Origin of the sequence: Lutibacter litoralis, from assembly GCF_014646675.1 — a bacterium.
Classification (GTDB): domain Bacteria; phylum Bacteroidota; class Bacteroidia; order Flavobacteriales; family Flavobacteriaceae; genus Lutibacter; species Lutibacter litoralis.
Map to the genome: position 1 here is coordinate 159,915 of NZ_BMNS01000002.1, position 25,128 is coordinate 185,042.

Annotated in this window: 16 protein-coding genes; 13 read left to right on the forward strand and 3 right to left on the reverse strand. The window is 29.1% G+C overall.

Annotated features, from left to right (window positions below; all coding sequences use genetic code 11):
- Positions 1-102 precede the first annotated feature (102 nt).
- From IEW75_RS03495 to IEW75_RS03540, 10 genes are all read left to right on the forward strand, one after another.
- Positions 103-1,287 carry an exo-beta-N-acetylmuramidase NamZ family protein gene (locus tag IEW75_RS03495; protein ID WP_134247469.1) on the forward strand — a complete coding sequence of 395 codons (1,185 nt, stop codon included), beginning with the start codon at positions 103-105 and terminating at the stop codon, positions 1,285-1,287.
- On the forward strand, positions 1,287-2,744 hold the full coding sequence (locus IEW75_RS03500; protein ID WP_134247468.1) for a sodium:solute symporter: 1,458 nt from the start codon (positions 1,287-1,289) through the stop codon (positions 2,742-2,744). Before IEW75_RS03495 ends, IEW75_RS03500 begins: the two co-directional genes overlap by 1 nt.
- Positions 2,734-3,546 carry an N-acetylmuramic acid 6-phosphate etherase gene (gene murQ / locus IEW75_RS03505; protein ID WP_134247467.1) on the forward strand — a complete coding sequence of 271 codons (813 nt, stop codon included), beginning with the start codon at positions 2,734-2,736 and terminating at the stop codon, positions 3,544-3,546. The genes IEW75_RS03500 and murQ overlap by 11 nt, the downstream gene beginning before the upstream one ends.
- A gap of 10 nt (positions 3,547-3,556) precedes the next feature.
- Complete coding sequence (locus IEW75_RS03510) at positions 3,557-4,621, forward strand: anhydro-N-acetylmuramic acid kinase (protein WP_134247466.1); 1,065 nt, start codon at positions 3,557-3,559, stop codon at positions 4,619-4,621.
- 11 nt (positions 4,622-4,632) lie between these two features.
- Positions 4,633-7,548, forward strand: a complete 2,916-nt coding sequence (locus IEW75_RS03515; RefSeq protein ID WP_134247465.1) for an FAD-binding and (Fe-S)-binding domain-containing protein — start codon at positions 4,633-4,635, stop codon at positions 7,546-7,548.
- The gene (locus IEW75_RS03520) at positions 7,548-8,561 is read left to right on the forward strand and encodes a dipeptide epimerase (protein WP_134247464.1); all 1,014 of its coding nucleotides are present in this window, start codon (positions 7,548-7,550) and stop codon (positions 8,559-8,561) included. Before IEW75_RS03515 ends, IEW75_RS03520 begins: the two co-directional genes overlap by 1 nt.
- A 13-nt stretch (positions 8,562-8,574) precedes the next feature.
- A complete protein-coding gene (locus IEW75_RS03525; protein WP_134247463.1) occupies positions 8,575-11,487 on the forward strand; it encodes a serine hydrolase domain-containing protein in 2,913 nt (970 codons plus the stop codon).
- Positions 11,488-11,711: 224 nt separating this feature from the next.
- Entirely contained in the window at positions 11,712-11,960 is a 249-nt protein-coding gene (locus IEW75_RS03530) for a uroporphyrinogen decarboxylase (protein WP_134247462.1), read from the forward strand.
- A gap of 11 nt (positions 11,961-11,971) precedes the next feature.
- Positions 11,972-13,084 (forward strand): glycosyltransferase, encoded by a 1,113-nt coding sequence (locus IEW75_RS03535; protein WP_134247461.1) that lies wholly within the window; start codon positions 11,972-11,974, stop codon positions 13,082-13,084.
- Positions 13,081-14,391 carry a polysaccharide deacetylase family protein gene (locus IEW75_RS03540; protein WP_134247460.1) on the forward strand — a complete coding sequence of 437 codons (1,311 nt, stop codon included), beginning with the start codon at positions 13,081-13,083 and terminating at the stop codon, positions 14,389-14,391. The genes IEW75_RS03535 and IEW75_RS03540 overlap by 4 nt, the downstream gene beginning before the upstream one ends.
- Positions 14,392-14,393: 2 nt before the next feature.
- On the opposite strand, the gene IEW75_RS03545 is transcribed toward IEW75_RS03540, so the two are convergent.
- Together IEW75_RS03545 and IEW75_RS03550 are read right to left on the reverse strand one after the other, a co-directional pair.
- The gene (locus IEW75_RS03545; protein ID WP_134247459.1) at positions 14,394-15,293 is read right to left on the reverse strand and encodes a glycosyltransferase family 2 protein; all 900 of its coding nucleotides are present in this window, start codon (positions 15,291-15,293) and stop codon (positions 14,394-14,396) included.
- Positions 15,294-15,295: 2 nt separating this feature from the next.
- A complete protein-coding gene (locus tag IEW75_RS03550) occupies positions 15,296-15,985 on the reverse strand; it encodes a cell division ATP-binding protein FtsE (protein ID WP_134247458.1) in 690 nt (229 codons plus the stop codon).
- A 152-nt stretch (positions 15,986-16,137) separates the two neighbouring features.
- Between IEW75_RS03550 and IEW75_RS03555 the strand changes: the two genes are divergently transcribed.
- From IEW75_RS03555 to IEW75_RS03565, 3 genes are all read left to right on the forward strand, one after another.
- Positions 16,138-19,218, forward strand: coding sequence for a tetratricopeptide repeat protein (locus tag IEW75_RS03555; protein ID WP_308423301.1), 3,081 nt, complete (start codon positions 16,138-16,140; stop codon positions 19,216-19,218).
- Between the two features lie 67 nt (positions 19,219-19,285).
- Positions 19,286-21,010 carry a porin family protein gene (locus tag IEW75_RS03560; protein WP_134247457.1) on the forward strand — a complete coding sequence of 575 codons (1,725 nt, stop codon included), beginning with the start codon at positions 19,286-19,288 and terminating at the stop codon, positions 21,008-21,010.
- A gap of 58 nt (positions 21,011-21,068) precedes the next feature.
- Entirely contained in the window at positions 21,069-22,685 is a 1,617-nt protein-coding gene (locus IEW75_RS03565; protein WP_134247456.1) for an amidohydrolase, read from the forward strand.
- Between the two features lie 123 nt (positions 22,686-22,808).
- Here IEW75_RS03565 and IEW75_RS03570 read toward each other — a convergent pair whose 3' ends face one another.
- The gene (locus IEW75_RS03570; RefSeq protein ID WP_134247455.1) at positions 22,809-25,052 is read right to left on the reverse strand and encodes an FUSC family protein; all 2,244 of its coding nucleotides are present in this window, start codon (positions 25,050-25,052) and stop codon (positions 22,809-22,811) included.
- Between the last annotated feature and the right edge of the window lie 76 nt (positions 25,053-25,128).

Here is a 25,128-nt window from a genome sequence, read left to right on the forward strand (position 1 = left end):
AATATAAATTTTAAGTTAGTTATTTGGATATTTTTTATTTAGGGCAACAAAATTTGTTGCCCTAAATAAAATTCAAAAAATGATGAAATATTAATAAAAATTATGAAAGTATTCACAGGTTTAGATGTATTAATACATGATAAAGAAATTCAAAAAACTTTTAAAGGGAATGTTGGTTTACTTTGTCATAATGCTTCTGTTGATTCAACATTTTCACATGCCATTTTAAAATTTAAAGAAATATTTAATTCCCGATTTATTAAGGTTTTTGGTCCTCAACATGGATTCTCAACTGATGTTCAAGATAATATGATTGAAACTGATCACTCCATTCATCCGTATTTTAACATTCCTATATATTCTCTTTACTCTGAAACACGAATTCCTACAGATAAAATGCTTGAAGGTATAGACCATTTATTTGTTGATTTACAAGATGTTGGTTGTAGAGTCTATACATATATTTATACCCTAACTCTCTTACTTGATAAATGCTCAAATAAAAATATTGAAGTAATTGTTCTTGATCGTCCAAACCCAATAAATGGTATAGACATTGAAGGAAATATTTTAGAAAAACAATTTGAATCATTTGTAGGCCTTCACCCTATTCCTATGAGACATGGAATGACTATTGGTGAAGTCGCTTTAATGCATCAAAGCTTATGGGCTACAGAAAAAACAAACCTTAAAGTAATAAAAATGCTTAACTGGAAGCGAGAAATGTTTTTTGAGAATACAAAATTACCTTGGATTTTACCTTCACCAAATCTTGCAAGAGCAGAAAGCGCCTGCACATTTCCTGCAACAGTTTTATTTGAAGGCACTAATTTAAGTGAGGGCCGAGGAACATCTCAACCTTTAGAAATTGTTGGGCATCCAAAAATTGAACCTTATTCTCTTTATATAAAACACTTTGAACAAAGTATAAAAGATTCTAAATTAAAAGGTTTTAAAATAAGGCCTATAACATTTCTTCCTACTTTTCAAAAACACTGTAATATAGTTTGTGGTGGTTTTCAAATTCATATTACAAATAAAAAAACGTTTAGACCATGGAGAGTTGGACAATTTATTATTAGAGAATTATACCACGCTTTAGGAAATGATTTTCAATGGAAAAACCCTCCTTACGAGTACAACCACACACAACTCCCTATTGATATTCTTAACGGTACTGATAAATTAAGACACTGGGTTGAAAATAATGAAAAAATTGAAATACTTGACTCTTTTGAGGATCTTAAAGAATTTAAATTACAACTTAACGAAATAAAATTATATTAATGAGCGCTACACTAATTTTAATAATCATCGCTTCCTATTTTGGAATACTCATGCTAATTTCTCACCTCACTTCAAAAAATTCAAGTGATGCTTCTTTTTATACTGGCGATAGAAAATCTCCATGGCAAGTTGTTGCCTTTGGAATGATTGGCGCTGTAATGTCTGGAGTCACATTTGTATCAATACCAGGAATGGTTGGCACAAATTATTTTTACTATTTACAATTTGTTTTTGGAAATGTAGTGGGCTATGTATTTATTACATATGTTCTTTTACCTATCTATTATGATCTAAAACTAATTTCTATATATACATATCTTGAAACCAGGTTTGGTGTTAAAACCTATAAAACAGGTTCCCTATTTTTTTTAATTTCACAATCATTTGGTGCAGCACTTCGCTTATTACTTGCGGCAAAAATATTACAATTTGCAGTATTTGATGCTTTTAATGTTCCATTCTACATTACCGTAATCCTAATTTTAATACTCATTTGGTTTTACACCCATAAATCTGGTATTAAAACAATTGTATGGACAGATACGCTTCAAACATTTTTTTTACTATTAGCCGCAATTGTTTCAATATATGTTGTAAAAACGTCATTAAATTTAGATATTTCAGAAACAATCACCTCTGTAACTAATCACAAATATTTTAAAATTTTCGATTGGGATTTTAATTCTGGATCTAACTTCTTTAAACAATTTATTTCAGGTTTTTTAATTGCAGTTGCTATGATTGGACTAGACCAAAATATGATGCAAAAAACGCTAACTTGTAAAAATAAAAAAGAAGCCCAAAGAAATATTTTAACTTTTAGTTTATTTTTAGCAATAGCTCAATTCTTATTTTTAGGACTTGGAGTAATGCTCTATTTATATGCTGAAAAATTTGGGATTCAATTAGAAATTTTAGATGGAAAATTTATAAATACTGATGATCTATTTCCAATGTTATCTCTAAATCACTTTGGAATTATTGCTAGTGTTAGTTTTATTTTAGGAATAACGGCCGCTTCATTTTCAAGTGTAGACTCATCATTAACAGCTTTAACCACATCATTCACACATGACTTTTTAGATATTCAACATAAAAATTCAAAAGATCAAAAAAGATTAAAAAACAAAGTCCTATTAGGTTTTTCAATTCTGATTTTCACAATTATTATGTTATTTTCTGAAAGTAAGGGAGATGTAATTTCAACAATTTTCAAAGTAGCTGGCTATACTTACGGACCTTTGTTGGGACTCTATTTATTTGGTATTTTTACCAAATTAAAAATAAAAGATGCTGCGGTTCCATTTATATGCGTTCTTATGCCACTTCTTACTTATTATTTAAATTACCTTTTTATAACAAAATTCTCTTTTGATTTAGGATTTATGAATATATTGGTAAATGCCCTTTTAACAATACTAAGTTTAATTATTGTAACAACTAAAAATGAAAAATAAACCAACCACAGAACAAGCTTCAAATTATAATAACCTTGAAAAGATGAGTACTTTAGAGTTACTCTCAAATATAAATAATGAAGATAAAACTGTTCCATATGCTGTAGAAAAAACCCTTCCTTCAATTGAAAGATTGGTTGATGCCATTTATACTAAAATGAAAAATGGAGGACGCCTTTTTTATATTGGAGCAGGAACAAGTGGAAGATTAGGTGTTTTAGATGCCTCAGAATGCCCACCAACCTTTGGTGTTCCCGACAATTGGGTAATTGGTTTAATTGCTGGTGGCGATTTTGCACTGAGAAAAGCTGTTGAAAATGCCGAAGATAATACCACATTAGCTTGGGAAGATTTGCAAAATTACAATATTTCAGATAAAGATGTTTTGGTTGGAATTGCAGCTTCTGGTACTACCCCATATGTTATTGGAGGTCTTGAAACTGCAAAAAAGAATGGAATTATTACTGGTTGCATCGTTTGCAATACAAACAGTCCTGTAGCTAAAGTTGCAGATTTGCCTATTGAAATTGTAGTTGGTCCAGAATTTGTAACTGGAAGTACTAGAATGAAATCTGGAACAGCACAAAAGTTAGTATTGAACATGATAACAACTTCTGTAATGATTAAGCTTGGCAGGGTTAAAGACAATAAAATGGTTCATATGCAATTATCCAATGCAAAACTCGTAAATCGTGGAGTGTTAATGTTAATGGATGAATTGCATATAGATCAAGAATTAGCAGCTTCACTTTTAAATCAATATAAAAGTGTAAAAAATGCCTTAGATAATTATAAAATTTAATTTTTATAGTATGAAAAATAAAACAAAATACTGTCTTGGTGTTATGAGCGGCACCTCACTAGACGGGCTGGATATTGCTTATCTTAAAATTGATTCTCAAACTTCATATCAATTTGAAATACTAAAAGCAGTTACAATTCCGTACAATCCAGATTGGAAAAATATGCTAAAAAACGGCTTTCACATATCAGGCGAAGCACTTACTAAACTCGATGCCGATTATGGGATTTATTTAGGTAATACTCTAAAAAAATTTATTACCGAAAATAACATTGAAAATTTAGACTTTATAGCTTCCCACGGACATACAATTTACCACAACCCAAGTGACAATTATACGCTTCAAATTGGAAATGGACCATATATCAACACAATTACTGGTATAAAAACAATTTGTGATTTTCGTACACAAGATGTTGCCCTGGGCGGTCAAGGTGCTCCTTTAGTTCCAATTGGAGATGCACTATTATTTTCTGAATACGATTATTGTCTAAACTTAGGAGGCTTTTCAAACATTTCTATGAATAAAAATAACCAACGAATTGCTTTTGATATTTGCCCTGTAAATATTGTTATGAACCATTATGTAAATTCATTAGACCTTGAATATGATGAAAATGGTGAAATTGCGTCAAAAGGAAATATAGATACTACTTTATTAAACGAACTAAACTCTTTGCCTTTTTACAACGATTCTAAACCAAAATCTTTAGGTTATGAGTTTATTTTAGAAACAATTTTCCCTATTATAAACAAATACAACCTCGAAATAAAAGATATTTTAAGAACTTTTGTAGAACATATTGCTCAACAAATAGCTAAAAAGATTGCTTCAGATTCTTCAAAAAGAATGTTAATTACTGGAGGTGGTGCCTTTAATATTTTTTTAATAGAAAGATTAAAAGAGTTCACAAAAACTGAATTAATAATTCCTGAAAATAGTATTATAGATTATAAAGAGGCTTTAGTTTTTGCCTTGTTGGGTTATTTAAAAGATGAAGAAAAAAACAACTGCTTAAAAAGCGTTACCGGAGCAAGTAAAGATCATAGTAGCGGAATTATTTATACTTCTTAAAACATATTTTTATGTCTACAAAAACAATAGACTTAAACCAATTAGCAAATTTATTATCAGGAGAGGTTTTTTTTGACAATTTGCATAAAAGTATTTATGCAACAGATGCTTCCGTATATAGAAAAATACCATTAGGAGTTGCATATCCTAAAAATAACGACGATATAAAATTACTTATTAGTTTTGCTGCAGAAAACAACTTCTCCCTAATTCCTAGGGCTGCTGGAACATCTTTAGCAGGACAATGTGTTGGTGACGGTTTAGTTGTTGATATTTCTAAACATTTCACCAAAATTATTGCATTTAATGAACACGCTAAAACAGTTACTGTTCAATCTGGAGTAATTAGAGACGAATTAAACGACTTTTTAAAACCATACGGATTATTTTTTGGACCGAACACCTCAACAAGTAATCGTTGTATGATTGGTGGTATGGTTGGAAATAATTCATCTGGAACAACCTCAATAAAATATGGTGTTACAAGAGATAAAGTTATTGAATTAAAGACAATTTTAAGCGATGGTTCTGAAGTAACTTTTAATGAATTAACCTCTCAACAATTTCAACAAAAGCAGCTTGGAAATTCTTTAGAAAATAACATATATAAGGCTGTTTTTGATGAATTATCCAATAAAGATAATCAACAAGAAATTATAAATCAGTTTCCTAAGAAAAGTATCCACAGAAGAAATAATGGTTATCCAATTGATGAACTATTAAATTATGAAGAATTTGGAGGTGAAAATGAAACCATAAATTTAGCAACACTTTTAACTGGAAGCGAAGGAACATTAGCTTTTACCACAGAAATAACTTTAAAGTTAAACCCATTACCTCCCTCAAAAAACATTATGATTGCAGCTCATTTTAGCAGCATCCAAGAAAGCATGGAAGCTGTTGTTATTGCAATGAAACATAATTTATTTACGTGTGAACTAATGGATAAAACCATTTTAGATTGCACAAAAAACAATCGAGAACAACTTAAAAATAGGTTCTTTGTTGAAGGTGATCCAAAAGCTATTTTAATGTTAGAAATCTGCACTAATTCTGAAGAGGAATCCAATAAAAAAGCAGATGAATTAATTAACGATTTAAAAGCTAAAAATTTCGGGTATGCGTTTCCTAAATTAGTTAATAATGACATTGATAAGGCTGTAAACTTAAGAAAAGCTGGTCTAGGTTTATTAGGTAATATTGTTGGAGACAATAAAGCCGTGGCTTGTATTGAAGATACAGCTGTAACAGTAAAAGACCTTCCAAATTACATTGCAGAATTCACTAAAATGATGGAAGATTTCGGACAAGAAGCTGTGTATTACGCACATGCTGGTGCTGGTGAATTACATTTACGTCCAATACTTAATTTAAAAAAGAAAGAAGATGTTGCTTTATTTAGAGAAATAACTTCTAAAACTGCCCATTTAGTAAAAAAATATGGAGGATCATTTAGCGGTGAACATGGTGATGGAATTGTAAGAGCTGAGTTTATTCCTCAAATGATTGGAGCAAAAAATTATGAACTTTTAAAACGCATTAAACAAACTTTTGACCCAAATAACATCTTCAATAAAGGTAAAATTGTGGATCCGTTTCCAATGGATGAAAGTTTGCGTTATCAAGCCGATAGGAAAGAACCTAAAATTGAAACTATACAAGATTTTTCAGATAGTTTAGGTATTTTAAGAGCTACAGAAAAATGTAATGGTTCTGGCGATTGTAGAAAGCTTCCAGAAGCTGGCGGAACTATGTGCCCAAGCTATAGAGCTACCAAAAACGAAAAGGATACTACACGAGCTAGAGCCAACGCTTTAAGAGAATTTTTAACAAACTCTAATCAACAAAATAAATTTAACCACAAAGAGTTATATGATGTTTTTGATTTATGTTTAAGCTGTAAAGCATGTGCCAGTGAATGCCCAAGTAATGTAGATATAGCAGCATTAAAGGCTGAGTTTCTACATCAATATTACAAAGAAAACGGAGTTCCGTTTAGAACTCAACTATTTGCAGATAATGTTAAATGGAATAAATTAGGAAGTCTAACACCCACATTTACCAATTTAATATTAAACACTAAGCTTACTAAAAAAATAATGGGAATTGCTACAGAAAGAAGCATTCCTAAATTAGCAAAAACAACGGTTTATAGCTGGTACAAAAAGAACAAAAAAAGGCTTTCAGAACAACCAGTAAAATTTGGTGAGTTATACTTATTTGTCGATGAGTTTACAAATTATTACGATGCCAGTATCGGTATTGACACCATTGAATTATTAACAAAACTTGGTTATAAAGTAACCATTACTAAACACGAAGAAAGCGGTAGAAGCTTTATTTCAAAAGGGATTTTAGACAAAGCTAAAGAAAAAGCAGATTTCAATGTTGATTTTTTTAAAGCTAAGATAACTAACAGCAAACCTCTTGTTGGAATAGAACCTTCCGCAATTTTGTCATTTAGAGATGAATATTTAAGATTGGCTGATGATAAAGATGCTGCTAAAGAAATTTCAAAAAACACTTTTACTATTGAAGAATTTATAAAACAAGAATTTGAGAAAAATAATATCTCTTCTAAAAGTTTTACAACAAAAACAGCAACGCTAAAAATTCATGGTCATTGTCAACAAAAATCATTAAGTAGCACAGAACCTACTTTTAAAATGTTAACAATTCCTAAAAATTATAGTGTTACTATTTTAAATTCAGGCTGTTGTGGTATGGCAGGCTCTTTTGGGTATGAAAAAGAGCATTACCAAATAAGTATGCAGGTTGGAGAAGATACTTTATTTCCAAAAATAAGAAATGCGGGTAAAGAAACAATTATAGCTGCTTCAGGAACAAGCTGCAGACATCAAATTAAAGATGGCACAAATGTTAATTCTAAACATCCCATTACAATTTTAAAAGAAGCTTTATTATAATGAAACTAATTATTCACACTTTTAAATTAAAGCTAAGGCACCCGTTTACAATATCAAGAGGAACAAGAACGGAAATTCCTTCAATAATTGTAGAGCTTTCACATAATGGAAAATCGGGTTTTGGAGAAGCAACTGCTAATCCTTACTACAATACAACCGTAGAAAAATTTGAAGAAGAACTTATTGAGAATCATAAGATTATTGAAGCTTTTTCCAATCAAACTCCAGAAGAATATTGGACATATCTACTTCCCTATTTTGCAAATAATATGTTCTTATTATGTGCTCTAGATGAAGCTTATAATGATTTATACAGTCGTTTAAAAAACCTAAAACTTTATGAGTATTGGAATTTTAAACCTGAAAATATGCCTCTAACCAATTATACGATTGGAATTGATTCTGTTGAAAAAATGACTTCAAAAATGAAGGAAGTACCTTGGCCAATTTACAAAATTAAACTAGGAACAAAAGATGATATTCAAATTGTTACTGAATTAAGAAAACATTCAAATTCAATTTTTAGAATTGATGCAAATTGCGGTTGGGACGTTACAGAAACAGTAAAAAACTCTGTTGAATTAAAAAAATTAGGTGTAGAATTTATTGAACAACCCCTTCCAGTTGATAATTGGAAAGGGGCAAAAGTTGTTTACGAAAATTCACATTTACCAATTATAGCCGATGAAAGTTGCATTGTTGAAACTGATGTTGAAAAATGTTATAATCACTTTCATGGTATAAATGTAAAGCTGATGAAATGCGGTGGCTTAACACCTGCAAAAAGAATGATTACTAAAGCAAAATCTTTAGGTTTAAAAACTATGATTGGTTGTATGACAGAATCTTCCGTAGGCATTTCAGCAATTGCACATTTAACACCATTATTAGATTATGTAGATATGGATGGAGCACTATTACTTAAAAATGATATTGCTAAAGGAGTTACATTAAATAATGGGAACATTGTATTTTCTAAATTAAACGGAACTGGCGTTCTATTAAACAAATAAAATCTAAGTTAAAATGAAAAAAATAATAATTTTAAGTCTATTCTTATTGCTAATTAAAAGTTATGGACAACAAATTGACCCTTTACTAACAACCGATCTTGAAAATCAAGAAAAGTGGGTTGAAAACACTATGAATAAATTAAGCTTAGATGAAAAAATTGGTCAGCTTTTTATGATTCAAGCTTATTCAAATAAAGATAGAAAACATAAAGCCTACATAAAAAAAATGATTAAAAAGTACCATGTTGGTGGCTTAATTTTTATGCAAGGAACGCCTGAAAAACAGGCTGAATTAACAAATTACTATCAATCAACTTCCAATATCCCTTTATTAATTGGTTTCGATGGTGAATGGGGTTTAAATATGCGTTTAAAAAATTCGTTTAGATATCCTTGGAATATGACTTTAGGTGCTGTTCGAAATAATAAACTAATTGAGCAGTTTGGAGAACGATTAGGAGAGCATTGCAAAAGAATAGGAATCCATATTAATTTCGCTCCCGTGGTTGATATCAACACAAATCCTGAAAATCCAATTATTGGAAATCGTTCCTTTGGTGAAAACAAATATAATGTGACTGAAAAATCAATTGCATTTACCAATGGAATGCAACGAAGAGGAGTTTTAGCAAATGCCAAACATTTCCCTGGTCATGGTGACACTTCAACAGATTCTCATAAAACACTTCCTTTTCTTGATTTTAGTATAGAACGACTAGATTCAATTGAATTGTTTCCATATAAAGAATTGTTTAAAACCAATTTAGCTAGTGTAATGGTAGCACATTTAAATGTACCGGCCTTAGAACCTAAAACTGGATTACCAACTTCTATTTCATATAAAGTTATTACAGAACTTTTAAAAGAAAAAATGGGTTATAATGGGCTCATATTTACAGATGCTTTAAATATGAAAGGTGCTGCAAATTATGCTAAGCCTGGCGACATTGATTTAGCAGCTTTTTTAGCCGGAAATGATATGTTACTAATTCCTGAAGATGTAAAAGCAGCAGTAAAAAAAATAAAAAGAGCGCTTAAAAATAACCTATTTACAGAAAAACGACTTGATGAATCTGTTAGAAAAATACTAAAAGCTAAATATTGGGTTGGTTTAAATAACTTTGAACCTATAAATAAAATAGGAATTCAAGATGATATAATTACAGTAAAAGACCAGCTACTTTACAATACTTTAATGAAAGATGCTATAACGCTTGTTCAAAATAAAAAAGCAATTGTACCTATAAAAGAACTCACTAATAATAAGATTGCATATGTAAAACTAGGTGATTCTGACAATGTTGATTTTACAACTACCTTAAAAAAGTACACGCAAGTTGATGTAATTTCAGAGGAAAATTTATCCGTATTACTTCAAAAATTAAAACCTTATACAACCGTTATTATTGGTTATCATAAATCCAATGAAACTCCCTGGAAAAGTTTTAAAATGTCTGAAAAAGAGCTTACTTGGCTAAAAGAAATCTCTAAAAACAACAAAGTTATCCTTGATGTTTTTGCAAGTCCGTATACCCTTTTAGATATTCAAGATTTTAATCATATAGAAGCGGTTTTAGTTTCCTATCAAAACAGTAAAGCATCTCAAGAAATTTCAGCTCAAATGATTTTTGGAGCAATAGAGATAAAAGGAAAATTGCCAGTTTCTATAAACCATGCTTTTCCAGAAGGAACTGGAATAACAACTTCAAATTTAATGAGATTATCCTATACCATTCCTGAAGATGTGGACATGGACAGTAAATTACTTTCTAAAATAGATTCTTTAACAACTATGGTTGTAGATTCAACAATGGCACCTGGCGGACAAGTGTTAGTGGCTCGTTATGGAAAAGTAGTTTATCATAAAAGTTTTGGTTACCATACCTATGATAAAAAACAACCCGTAAAATTAACCGATTTATACGATTTGGCTTCGGTAACAAAAATTTTAGGAGGTCTTCCAATGATAATGAAAAGCGAAGAGATGGGTTTATTTAACTTAGAAAATACTCTTGGTGAATTGTTGCCTTATTTAAAAGGCTCTAATAAAGATACAATTACTATAACAGAAGCTTTATCTCATGTAGGTAAAATAAAACCTTGGATTCCATATTATTTAGAAACCGTTGATAGTATTTCAAAAGTTCCTTATAACAACTTATATAGAACAATTAGAAGTGATGAATTTTCAATTAAAGTTGCTGAAAATTTATTCTTAATTAATTCTTATACCGATTCTATTTACAAGAAAATTGCTGAAGCTCCTCAAAGAAAAACTGAAGGATATAGATACAGCGGGCTTCTATTTTACTTGTTTAAAAAATACATTAAAGATACTTTTCATAAAGAAATGAATGAATTAAACCATGAAAATTTCTATTTGCCTTTAGGCGCAACGTCATTAGGTTACAATCCTTTAGAAAAATTTAACGCAACCGAAATAGCCCCTACTGAGATTGACGATTATTACAGACATCAAATCTTGAGGGGCGATGTTCATGACATGGGTGCAGGAATGATGAATGGAGTCAGTGGAAACGCTGGATTATTTTCAAATTCTAATGATGTTGCCAAGATGATGCAAATGTATTTACAAAAAGGATTTTATGGGGGTAAAAGATATTTTGAAAGTAAAACAATTGATAAATTTAACCATCGATATTATGAAAAGGACAGCATAAGAAGAGGGCTTGGTTTTGATAAGCCTAGTTTAGACCCAGAAATTAAAGCAAGTAGTAAATATGCCTCTGCTAACAGCTTTGGGCATAGCGGTTTTACAGGAACCTTTGCTTGGGCAGATCCAGATAATGGGCTTCTTTATGTATTTTTATCAAATAGAGTATACCCTGTAATGAGTAATAATAAACTTATAGAAAAAGATATAAGATCCGAAATTCACAATTTAATTTACCAAGCGGTGCACTAAAAGAAAACTAATTAAATTTATTTAATAATTTTTTAACAAAAAAAAATGAGTATTTCTAAATTAATTAGTATCTTTGTACCTGATAAGTCGCAAGATTTATCAATCTTTTTCATAGCAATTTTCCTCACTCATTTTTGAGTGAGGTTTCTTTTTTATAAACCTTCCTTTTTTAAACAAAAACTCCTTTCTTTTCATTTATATTTGTATTTCTAAAATATAAAAATATGCTTTTTAATATCTCATACACTGAATGGGTTGGCTATTTAGCTTCCTTGGCTCTTATTATTTCATTCTTAATGAAAAATTTATCAACACTTCGGATTATAAACTCTATTGGGGCATTATTGTTTGTAGTTTACGGTTTTATGCTAGCCATATCTTGGCCAATTATTATCACCAATACTTTTATTATAATGGCAAATATTTACTATTTAATTATAAAAGGAAAACAAACAATTAAAGAACACCACTAAAAAATATAAAATTGAAACTTATAATTGTTTCTGTAACAAACGATTTAACCACAGACCAACGCGTAGATAAAGTTTGCAATACTTTATCTGAAATGGGATTTAAAGTTTTATTAATTGGCAGAAAATTTAAAAACAGCGAAAATTTAAATAGGAACTATAATACGTTTCGATTTAAACTTTTATTTAATCACGGTTTTTTATTTTATGCTGAATATAATTTACGTTTGTTCTTTAAATTATTTTTTACAAAAAAAAACATTTTATTAAGTAATGATTTGGATACATTGCTTCCTAACTTTTTAATCAGTAAGATTTTTAAATCAAAATTAGTGTATGATAGTCACGAATTATTTACTGAAGTTCCTGAACTAAATAACAGACCTTTTATTAAAAAATTCTGGTTAACACTAGAAAAGAATATACTGCCACATATTAAGAATTGTTATACTGTAAATTCTGAAATAGCACAAATTTATACTACGAAATATAATATTCCTGTAAACGTAATTAGAAATCTAGCACCCAAATATTACAAAAAGGTACATCTTGAATCTTTTGCTGAAAAAATAAAAGGAGCAAAAAAGATGCTCATTCTACAAGGTGCTGGAATAAATGTAGATAGAGGAGCCGAAGAAGCTGTTGAAGCAATGCAGTATATAGAAAACTGCATATTATACATAATTGGTTCTGGAGATGTTATTGGTACTTTAAAAAACAAAATAAAAGACCTAAATATAGAAGAAAAAGTTTTTATACTTCCTAAAATGCCTTATTTAGAATTGATGAAATATACTCAAATTGCAGATCTTGGGCTATCTTTAGATAAAAATACAAACCTAAATTACGAATTTAGTTTACCTAATAAAATATTTGATTACATTCAGGCAGGAACGCCATTACTTGTTTCAAATAGAAAAATTATTAAAGAAATTGTAGAAAACAACAATATTGGAAAAGTAATTGAAACGCATAACCCTAAAGAAATTGCTACGTGTATATCTGCTATCTTTAAAAATAAAAAATTGTATTCTAAATGGTGCCAAAACCTAATTAAAACTGCAAATATTTATAATTGGGAAAATGAAAGTGAACACTTAAAAAACATATACAACAATCTAAAATGATAATTGTTTATAGTGATAACATATCAAATAGATTAACTTATACTTTAAATGTAATTTTTAAAAGCATTTTAAAGGTTAACTATTCTCTTGTAAATTTTGAAAAATTTAATAAATGCAAAGATTCAATTAGAATAAATTATAGCAATCGCTCACTTAATAATTGTATTTCTGTAAAACCTCATTCAATTCTTTTTGAAAACAATTTAAAACAACAACTCATTAAAGTTGATTGGATAGATACTATTCCTTATTACTTTAAAACCAATGATAATACAGTTTTTAATTACGATATTTTTGCAAGTACTTTTTATATAGTAAGCAGGTACGAGGAATATTTTACTACAGAACTCGACAATCATAATCGATTTAAAGCTAGAGATTCTGTTGCTTTCAAAAACAACTTTTTAGAAATTCCAGTAGCTAATATATGGGCACAAGAATTGAAAAAAGAAATCATTAAAAAGTATCCAAATTCAGATTTTACAATTTTAAAATATAACTTTATAAACTCTATAGATATAGATGTTGCGTATGCTTATAAAGGAAAAGGTTTTTTTCGTTTTTTTGGAGGTTTTTTAAAAGCTTTAGTTCAACTAAATTTTTCGGAAGTAAAAAATAGGTTTAACTATATTTATAAAAATGAAGATCTTTACAATACCTACGCTAAAATAATAAAGCTCCAGACTCAATTTAATACAAAAAACTTATATTTTATAAATTTAGGTGATTATGCTAAATTGGATAAAAACATTTCACATAAAAAGAAGGTTTTAACAAAATTAATACAACAATTAATTTCTATTCCAAATACAATCATTGGAATCCATCCCTCCTATGCCTCAAATTATGATTATCAGAAAATTAAATTAGAAAAAGACAGGTTAGAGAAAATTACAAATAAGTGGGTTACTAATAGCAGGCAACATTATTTAATGCTCAAACATCCTGAAACTTACCAACAACTTATTAAAAATAACATTAAACACGATTACACAATGGGATACCCTAACAAAGTTGGTTTTAGGGCAGGAATTTGCACTACCTATCCATTTTTTGATATTCTAAAAAACAAAGAAGAAAAGTTGCAAATTACCCCGTTTCAAATTATGGATGGCACTTTAAACCATTATGAAAATTTAACTCCAGAACAAGCAACCCAAAAAATTAAAGATATTATAACTGCTGTTAAAAATGTTAATGGAACATTTGTGTCGCTTTGGCATAATTCGTCTTTAAGTGAAGTTAATGAATGGAAAAATTGGACAAAGGTGTATAAAGCTCTTGTTAAAAACGCAACCAAAGTTTAATTCTACTCCCTTTTAGCGTTATAAACAGTGCAGAAGAATCCTATTTTATAAATATCAAATAATAAAAGATATGGCTTACTACTCAATAAGTTATATTCCAATAACTTTTCAAATATGTTAAAAAACAAAACAACAAACCAAGTTAATTTTAGTATTTTTAATACTCTAAAAGTTCTTAATAATTTTAAGTTTTCACCTTTTAAAATATTCTTTGAATTTAATAAATACAAATTCTCAAGACCTTCTTTAGTTTTTTTCAAAAAAACAAGATTGTTCTCAATTCCTAAATGAAATACGGGATTATAAATATGATTAACCTCAATCAAATTTAATTTCAAATCTTCAATAAACACAACATCTTCATAACCATAATTAACAATTTCTTCATTAAATCTAAGACTATTAAAAACCGATTTATGTATTAAAATATTGGCTCCCGTAACAAACTGAAAAGGTCTTTCTTTTCTCCTCTTAACCGAAATTTCCTCACGTTTTTTACCATAAACCCACCGTAAAATCTTTTCACTTTTAGGCTTTTCTTGTTTGTAAATTAAACCTCCACAATATACCTCAGAATGCCGATTTTCTATTAAATCTAAATACTTCTTAATAAATAATTTACTCTTAGGAAATACGTCTGCATCTAAAAATAACAACCAATTATAATTAGATTTTTCAACCAAAAGGTTTCTAATTTTACTTCTACCAATATTATCTTTTAATGAAATTAACTGTGTGTGTGCATAGCTTTTGATAGATTCGTTTTCAGACAAAAATTCTGTTGAAGCATCACAAATACAAATTATTTCAAAATTAAAAGGTAACATCTCCAACTGTTGATGAATTGATGCAACAAGAGGTGTAGTGTTGTAATTAAATATTGGAATTAATACTGAAATCATTATTAAGTAGCACTCTTCTGTTGCACTACTTCAAATAATTCTCCACCTTCACATTTAATAGTTTTATGTGGATATTTTAAAATAAGTGCATAATCGTGGGTTGCCATTAAAATGGTTTTTCCTGCATTGTGTATTTCGTTCAATACATTCATAACACCAACGGATGTTGCAGGATCAAGATTTCCAGTTGGTTCATCTGCTAAAATTAAATCTGGATCATTTAACAAAGCTCTGGCAATTGCAACACGTTGCTGCTCTCCTCCCGAAAGTTGAAAAGCCATTTTAAATCCTTTGGTTTCCATACCAACTTTAGCCAAAACTTCATTAATTTTAGACTCTATTTTTACTGGTTCTTTCCAACCAGTAGCTTTCAAAACAAACTTTAAATTTTCAAATACATTTCTATCATTTAATAATTTAAAGTCCTGAAAAACAATTCCTAACTTCCTTCTTAAAAAAGGAATTTCCTTTTCTTTTAGAGTATTTAAATTAAAACCAACAATACTTCCTGTTCCTTTTTCTAAGTTTAAATCTCCATACAAAGTTTTCATTAAACTACTTTTTCCACTTCCTGTTTTACCTATTAAATAAACAAATTCACCCGTGTTTATTGTAAGATTTACGTTTGATAAAACTAAATTTTCACGTTGAAAAATTTCAGCATTTTGTAAGGAAAGTATCGCTTCTGGCATTTAAAAATGATTTTTAACAAATCTAAATATTTAATTATAATTTTTCAACATCTAAACAACTAATAATTAATTAATTTGAGAATTGTAGGGTTAAAATATATAATTAGGGAATAGTTTTTGTGATAACATTTTGATAAAAAAACAAATAGTCTATGCAATTTCAAAAAAATATTGCGTTATTAGATTATAGTTTTAAACTTTCAATTTTTATTAAAATGAATTATAAAAATAGTGTATTACCTTTCATCATATTTTTTATCTTCGGAACTGCTTTTGCACAAAAATCAGCCATTTACACCAATCCACTTAAAGAATATAACCACGCTGTTGAATTATACCAAAACAGAGCATATGTTGCAGCCCAGCATAAATTTAATGCGTTAAAAAGTGAATTTAATAATGCTTCAGAACTAAAAGCAAATTGCGAATATTACGCCGCCAATTGTGCAATTGTTTTAGGACAACGAAACTCGGACGATTTAATGCAACAATTTGTAGATAAATATCCAACAAGTACTAAAAGAAATAGTGCTTTTTTAGATGTTGCAGACTATTATTTTAAAGTTGGAAAATACTCCTATGCTGCAAAATGGTACAAAAAAGTAAACACTACTAATTTAACTATAAAACAAGAAGAAACTTATAATTTCAATTATGCGTATTCATTATTTGCAACCAAAAGTTATAGTGAAGCTAAAAATTACTTTTTAAATTTATTAGACTCGCAAGAATATGGTGCGCAAGCCAAATATTACTATGGTTTTATTGCTTACAACCAAGATGATTATGAAACTGCTGATAAATATTTAGGTGAAGTTGAAGAAGATACCTCGTTTAAAAAAGATGTTTCATATTATTTGGCTGATATGAACTTTAAATTAGGAAGATTCGAAATAGCAATTGAAAAAGGAGAACCATTACTAGAAAAATCGAGGGGTTTAGAACACTCTGAAATTTCTAAAATTGTAGGTGAAAGTTATTTTAACCTTCAAAAATATAATAAAGCAATTCCTCATCTAAAAAATTATAAAGGAAAACGCGGAAGATGGAACAATACAGATTATTATTTATTAGGATATTCATATTTCAAACAAAATGATTTTGAAAATGCTATTAATAATTTTAATAAAATAATTGACGGAAATAATGGTGTAGCACAAAATGCATACTACCATTTAGCTGAATGCTATTTAAAATTAGAACAAAAAAATGAAGCTTTAAATGCTTTTAGAAACGCAGCTCAAATGAAGTTTGAGCCTGAAATTAAGAAAGATGCTTGGTTAAACTATGCAAAATTAAGTTACGAAATTGGAAATCCATACAAAAGTGTACCAGAGGTTTTACAAGAATATATAGAATTGTACCCTAATTCAACTCACAAAGAAGAAGTTAACGATTTAATTATTAGTGCATACATTACTTCAAAAGATTATAAAGGTGCCTTAGAATTTTTAAAAAACAAAAAAGGAACAAAAGAACAAGCATTATTTCAAAAAGTTGCATTTTATAGAGGTGTTGAACTTTTTTCTAAAGGAAACTACAAACTAGCATTAGAAAATTTTGAAAATTCTTTAACGGTTTCATTAGATAAAACCATTACTGCAAAAGCTACTTTTTGGAAAGGAGAATCTAATTATAGACTAAATAATTTTAAAGATGCCTTAACTGATTTTAATAATTTTAAAACAAAATCAGAAGCCTCAGATACCGCAGAATTTGAACATGTAGATTACAATATTGCATATGCGTACTTCAAACAAAAAGAGTATGCAAACGCCACTGATGCTTTTAAAAAATACATCTCTAAAAAGATAGATGACGAAATTAGAAAAAACGATAGTTATTTAAGAGTTGCAGATGGCTACTTTGTGAATAGTGATTATTCCAACGCTATAAACTACTATAACAAAGCTATTGAAACAAATGGAATTGATGGCGATTATGCACAGTTTCAAAAAGCAATTTGTTATGGTTTAACAGGTAATGAAAATTTAAAAATTGAAACTTTAAATTCCTTTTTAAACAAGCACGCACGTTCAACATATAGGGATGATGCTTTTTATGTTTTAGGTAATTCCTATATTAAAAAGGGAGCAAATCAGCAAGCAATTGCAAGTTTCGACAATTTAATTACTACTTATAAAAGAAGTCCATTGGTTTCTAAATCGTTGCTTAAAAAAGGATTAATTTATTACAATACCGATCAAAGTGAACAAGCATTAACAACTTATAAATCTGTGGTGAATAGATTTCCAAATACCGCAGAAGCCAGACAAGCTGTAAAAGATGCGCGTCAAATTTATGTTGATTTAGGGAATGTTGATGAATATGCACGATGGATAAAAAATGTTGATTTTGTAAATGTTTCAAATGCCGATTTAGATAATGATATGTTTGAATCTGCCGAAAAGCAATACTTGCAAAATAATCATAGCAAATCTATTTCAAGTTTTAAAAAGTACTTGTTAAATTTTCCGAAAGGATTACACGCATTAAAAGCACATTTTTATTTAGCACAATCGCTATTTTCTGAAGATAAACATAAAGAAACTATTCCTCATTATGGGTATGTTATAGAGCAACAACAAAATGAATTTACCGAAAACGCGCTTTCCAGATTAGCGTTGGTGTATTTAGAAAAGAATAATTGGCAAAAAGCGATTCCTGTTTTAGAACGCCTAGAAAAAGAAGCCAATTTACCTCAAAATAAAACATTTGCAGAATCAAATTTAATGAAAGGTTATTACGAAAATAAAGAATATAGTAAAGCCGTTGCCCATGCAGAATTGGTATTAAAAAATTCTAAATTAGAAAATCGCGTAAAATCAGATGCACAAATTATAATTGCACGATCAGCAATTAAAACTAATAATGAATCCAAGGCTAGAAACGCTTATAACGAAGTTGAAAAGATTGCTTCTGGAGAATTAAAAGCTGAAGCCTTGTATTACAATGCTTATTTTGAAAATAAAGATGGAAGTCATAGAGTTTCCAATCAAATCGTTCAAAAGATTGCATCAGATTATTCAGCATATAAATATTGGGCCGCAAAAGGATTAATAATTATGGCAAACAATTATTATGAATTAAATGACGCATATCAGGCAACCTATATTTTAGAAAGTGTAATTAAAAACTTTGCCCAGTTTAAAGATGTTGTTGAAGAAGCCAAAACCGCTTTAAATAAAATTAAAACTGAAGCAGCAAAAACAAACGAATCCGTAAAAAATTAAAATAATGACAAGTTTATTCAATACCAACCTCAAGCTTTATAAACTTTCAACTTTTAAACTAAAAACTATGCGAAAGCTCCTTATAATTATAATATCTATTTTTTCAATTAGTGCTTCTTTTTCACAAGAAAATAAAGTAGACACATTAAAAACTGAAGAAATTTTAGTTGTAAAACCTTATACACCAAAAATTTCTGATGCGTTTAAAGTAAAATCCAATCCTAGCATAGATACAGCTTCAACAATACAAAAAGAAAAAGTAAAATACAGTATTTTTTCAATTCCTGTTGCTTCAACTTTTACACCTTCAAAAGGAAAAGCAAAGGGTGTAAAAAGAGCTCCAAAAGAACGTTTGTTCGAAAACTATATTTCCGCAGGTTTTGGAAATTTTACAAGTCCGTTGTTTGAAGCATATTTGCATACAGGAGATCCAAGATATAGTGATTTAGGGATTTTTATAAATCATCATTCTTCCGAAGATGGAATTAAAGATTTACAACTAAACGATAGTTTTGCAGACACTCGTTTTGATGGATTTTACAAGTTTTTCGACAAATATTACAACTGGCAAATTAATGCTGGTGTACATCGCAAAGTTTATAATTATTACGGAACTCGTGTAACTTTTGAAGATGCAATTCTAAATACAATAGATGAAAAACAAATCTATAAAAACGTATATGTTGGGGGGAACGTTGATTTTAAAGACTCCTTTTTTAAAGGTGCAACTGCAGAATTAGTAAATTTTTCTGACAATTATAACAGTAACGAGTTCAGATTTAAAATAACACCAAAATTAGAATTTCCAATTTCTACAGAATTAATAAATGCTGAATTTTTAGTTGATTTGGTAAATGGAAAATTTAAACAAAATTATACTACAAACGACGAGATTAACTACAGCTTTTTAAACTTAGGAGTTAATCCTAATTTTGAAGTTTTACGCGATAACTTAACTGTTAATTTAGGAGCAAAATTGTACTATTCTAGCGATTTAGAAAATAAAACTAATAAATTTTATGCATATCCAAATGTAACTGCTTCATTTAAACTAATAGACGATGTATTTATTTTGGTTGCTGGCGCTACAGGAGATTTAGTACAAAATACGTATCAGAATTATGCTACTTTAAATCCATATGTTTCACCAACTTTAAACATTCAACAAACCGATAAGCAATACAAAGCCTTTGCAGGTGCAAAAGGAAAACTAGCTTCAAACATTGGTTATAATTTTAATGTAAGCCATACAAACGAACTAAACAAACCATTGTTTTTACAAAACCCTTCAAAAACAGATGGCACACACAATACAACTTACGCATACGAAGCCGGAAACTCATTTAATGTAATTTACGACAATGTTAAAACGTTAGGCTTTTTTGGAGAATTAACTATTGATGCTTCAGAAGAATTTAATTTTGGAGGTACTATTAACTACAATAATTATACTACTGAATTTAGTTCTGAAGCTTGGAATTTACCTGAAATTACTGCTACAATTTCTGCTGATTATCAAAACAAAAAGTGGTTTGCTGGTGCAAAATTATTTTATATCGGTGAAACAAAGGATATAGTTCAAGACTTTGGAATAATTAATATAACTACACCCATTGTAACAAATAAATCGTATATGGATTTAAACCTAAATGGTGGTTATATTTTCTCTGATAGGTTAACAGCTTTTGCTAAATTGAACAATGCACTTGGAGAAAAATACGAACCTTTTGTAAATTATCAAGTACAACCTTTGCAAGTTTTAGCGGGTATTACCTACAAATTTGATTTATAATAGTTAGGTGTTTTTTTAAACTTTTTTGTGTAGTTTTAACATCTATAAAAACTTCACCATGAAAAACCTAACAATTTTAATTCTATGTGTTATCCTATTTTCTTGCCAAAAAAAGGAAAAAGTAGATAGCATTATAATTAATGCAAATATTTATACTGTAAATACTAATTTTGACAAGGCTGAAGCTTTTGCAATTAAAAAAGGTAACATTATTGATGTTGGATCTTCACTTGAAATACAAGCCAAATATTCACCAACTTTTATAAATGATGTTAAAGGAAAAACAATAATTCCTGGTTTTATTGACGCACATTGTCATTTTTTAGGATTGGGAATGCAACAACAAAAAGTAGATTTGTCAGGTACAAGAAGCTTCGATGAAGTTGTACAACGTATTGTAGATTTTCAAAAAGAAAAGAACGTTTCGTACATAACAGGTCGTGGTTGGGATCAAAACGATTGGGAAGAAAAAGAATTTCCTACCAAAGATAAATTAGATGAACTTTTTCCAAATACACCTATTGCTGTTAGAAGAATTGACGGACACGCTTTATTGGCGAATCAAGCTGCTATAGATTTAGCAGATGTAACTGTAGATTCCCCAGAAAATGGTGGTTTTATTGTAAAAAAAGATGGTAAATTAACAGGTATTTTTATTGATGGCCCAATGGGTTTAATCAGTTCTAAGATTCCAAAAGCTTCTACCAAAGAAATTGCTCAAGGACTAAAAGACGCAGAAAAAATTTGTTTCGATTTAGGATTAACAACTGTGGATGATGCTGGGCTTCCAAAAAACGTTATTAAAATAATTGATAGTTTGCAGCAAGCTGGTGAACTTAAAATGAGAATATATGCAATGGTTTCTGTTAGTGATGCTAACATAGATTATTTTACTAAAAATGGAATTCTAAAAACTAATCGTTTAAATGTGCGCTCTTTTAAAGTGTATTCCGATGGTGCTTTGGGTTCTCGTGGAGCAGCTATGAAAAAATCGTATAGTGACAAACACAATCATTTTGGCGCATTGGTAACTCCTTTGGAAGATTTGAAACGTTATGCCAAAAAAATTGCTGCATCAGATTTTCAAATGAACACTCACGCAATAGGTGATTCTGCAAATTATGTAATGCTAAAAACCTATAAAGAAGTTTTAATAGACCAAAAAGACAGGCGTTGGAGAATTGAACATGCTCAAATTATAGATAAATCTGATTTTACCTATTTCAATAATATTTTACCTTCTGTGCAACCAACGCATGCAACTTCCGATATGTACTGGGCTGAAGACCGAATTGGGTCAGAACGCATAAAAGGTGCTTATGCCTTTAAAGATTTATTAAATGCATACGGAAAAGTTGCTTTAGGAACTGATTTTCCTGTAGAAAAAGTAAGTCCATTTTTAACCTTTTATGCAGCTGTTGCTCGTAAAGACTTAAAAAATTATCCTGAAAATGGTTTTCAAATGGAAAATGCACTTACCAGAGAAGAAACACTAAAAGGAATGACAATTTGGGCTGCATATGCTAACTTTGAAGAAAACGAAAAAGGAAGTATTGAAATTGGAAAAATGGCTGATTTTATTATTTTGAATAAAGATATTATGACTGTAGAAGCTGATAAAATCCCATATATTCAAGTTGAAGAAACTTATGTTGGTGGTGAAAAAGTAAAGTAGGTTTTGTCTTTATTACTTGTCATTCCTGCGCAGGAATGACAATATTCATAAAAAGTTTACGGAACTAAAATTACAGCAGGCTTATATCCTTTAATTTTAAAATAAATTCAGAATTACGAGTTTCTAAAACTCTTTACTTTCACTATTAGATTTATAAATTTTTATAGCATTGATTAATTTTTCCGACAAATTAAACAACCAATTAATTTGTTCGGAAACCAGTTGTGTTTCTTTTAATTGAGCTTTCATTTTAACAGAGATTTCAACTCCATCTTGTATTTCTTTATCGCGCTTATTTGATAGATTTTCAAAATATTCTTCGTACTTTTTTTGTGCAATTTCAACTTCAGAATGTTCCAAAACAGTCACATTTTCCTTATCTTGAAGTAGTTGTATTGCTAATTTTAAATTTGTAATAATATGACTTACAATAACTTCAAAATGCGATGGCACTAATGCAGTTTTATTATGTCTAATAAACATACCTAACGCTGTTAACGAAGATAAAAATGTGTTATTTAAAGTGATTAATTTATAAATAACAGCAAATTCCTTTTGTTTTGATTTAGGATCTTGATGCATCCGCTGAAAAGCAGCATTCAAATTTCCAATAGCTAAAAAAGCTTTTTTTCTAGACAGTTTATAAACGGTTGGTACTTCTCCTTTTTTATGATAATAAATATCTATTTGCTTTAAAAAATTACAATTCGATTGTATGGTTTCAATAAAATATTCTTGAATGTTCTGAAATTGCCAAGCTGGCCATAAAAAATAAGTTGCACCAAAAGACAACGTGGCTCCGATTAGAGTATCTATAATTCTAAACTTAACAACCGATAAAATATTAGGGTCTAAAATTGCATATACAAAAATTACATTAAGCGTTATAAAAATTGCAGCATTCCTATAGTTAGTCTGAATTAAAGAAAAAGCTAACGGTAATGAAATTATTGCAATAACCCCATAAATTATAGTATTTTGAGTTATAAGTATTATAATTGTGGCAATGGCCGCTCCAATTAAAGTCCCAATAACCCTATTTATGGAACGTTCTTTGGTTAACCCATAACTTGGACGCATAATTACTATTATTGTAATTAAAATCCAGTAAGGATTTTGCATAGAAAAAAAATTTCCTATTAAAAAACCAATAACAACAATTATTGCTAAACGCAAGGAATGCTTAAAAATAGGTGACTTAAAGCTAAAATTTTCTACAATTTTATTTAAATCGTAATCTTGAGGGGTAATAAATCTACTCGCATCTTTTATCCCTAAAATTTTATTGTTTGAAATATAATTACCGAGAACACGCTCTATACCAATAAGACTTTGAATCTGTTTTTCTTGATAATTTTTAAGATTTACAAGCATTAAAGTACCTATTCTAGATTTTGGTAAGCCTACTGAACCCCTATAATATTCAATAGTTTCTTGAATCTCCTTTAAAATTTCTGAAATCTTAGTATTTAATTTTAATGTTGCCTCCTTTCTAATCACTTTTGAAATATGCTCAAGCTGATTTGCTATTTCAAAATTCAATTTTTTAAACACTTCAATATTTTTACTGTGTTTTTCAAAAACTTTATCAAACTGCTCATAATTAACTGGATTTGATACCGCTAATTCTAAAATCTCCATTAATTCTGAAAACAACAATTGTTGTCTTCTGGTTCTATTTGAAAAACCTGAATTGGAACGTTTGCTTAATATAATTTCTCTAATAGATTCATGACTTTCATTAATTTGAGTTTGTAATTCAAACATTTTATGAAACAAAACTTCTCTATTAGTTTTGCATACTAGTAGCTCTCCTCTAACTTTTAAAAATTCAGAAGTTTTCTCTATTATACTAACAAATAATTGATCTGTTTGTATTTTAGGAAGTAATAATGAAGTAGACATAGATAAAATTAAATACCAAAACCCGCCTAAGGCAACTAGCACTGCGTGAATTAGTAGCGTCATTTGAGAATTATCATAGGCAAAACTTAATGTAATTGCCAACAAACCTGCAAACGAAATAAGCGAAGCTCTAAATCCAAAAACTGAGAGGTAAGAAACCAAAAAAACTACAATTCCTAAAGCTAAAACTAACATCCAATTATTATAGGTAACCACACCAAATAAAAGAGTTAAGCTAAAAGACAAGAAGATAGCCATTAATATACCATAAAACTTATGTTTTAGACTTCCAGGAACATCGGTTGGAGAACAAAATAGAACACCTAACGCAACACTAAAACCTACAGAAATATCATTTAAAAAAGCATTTGAAATAAGTATAGGAGTTACCATTGAAAAAGCTAAAACAAAAGCTTTTAAAAAATTAAAACTTTTAATAAATCGATTTAATTTTTCGAACATTAGTATAAATTAGTAAGCAAATTTAACATGTATTTATTTATTCTATTGATTTAAAAAATTATAGTATTGTAAAAAA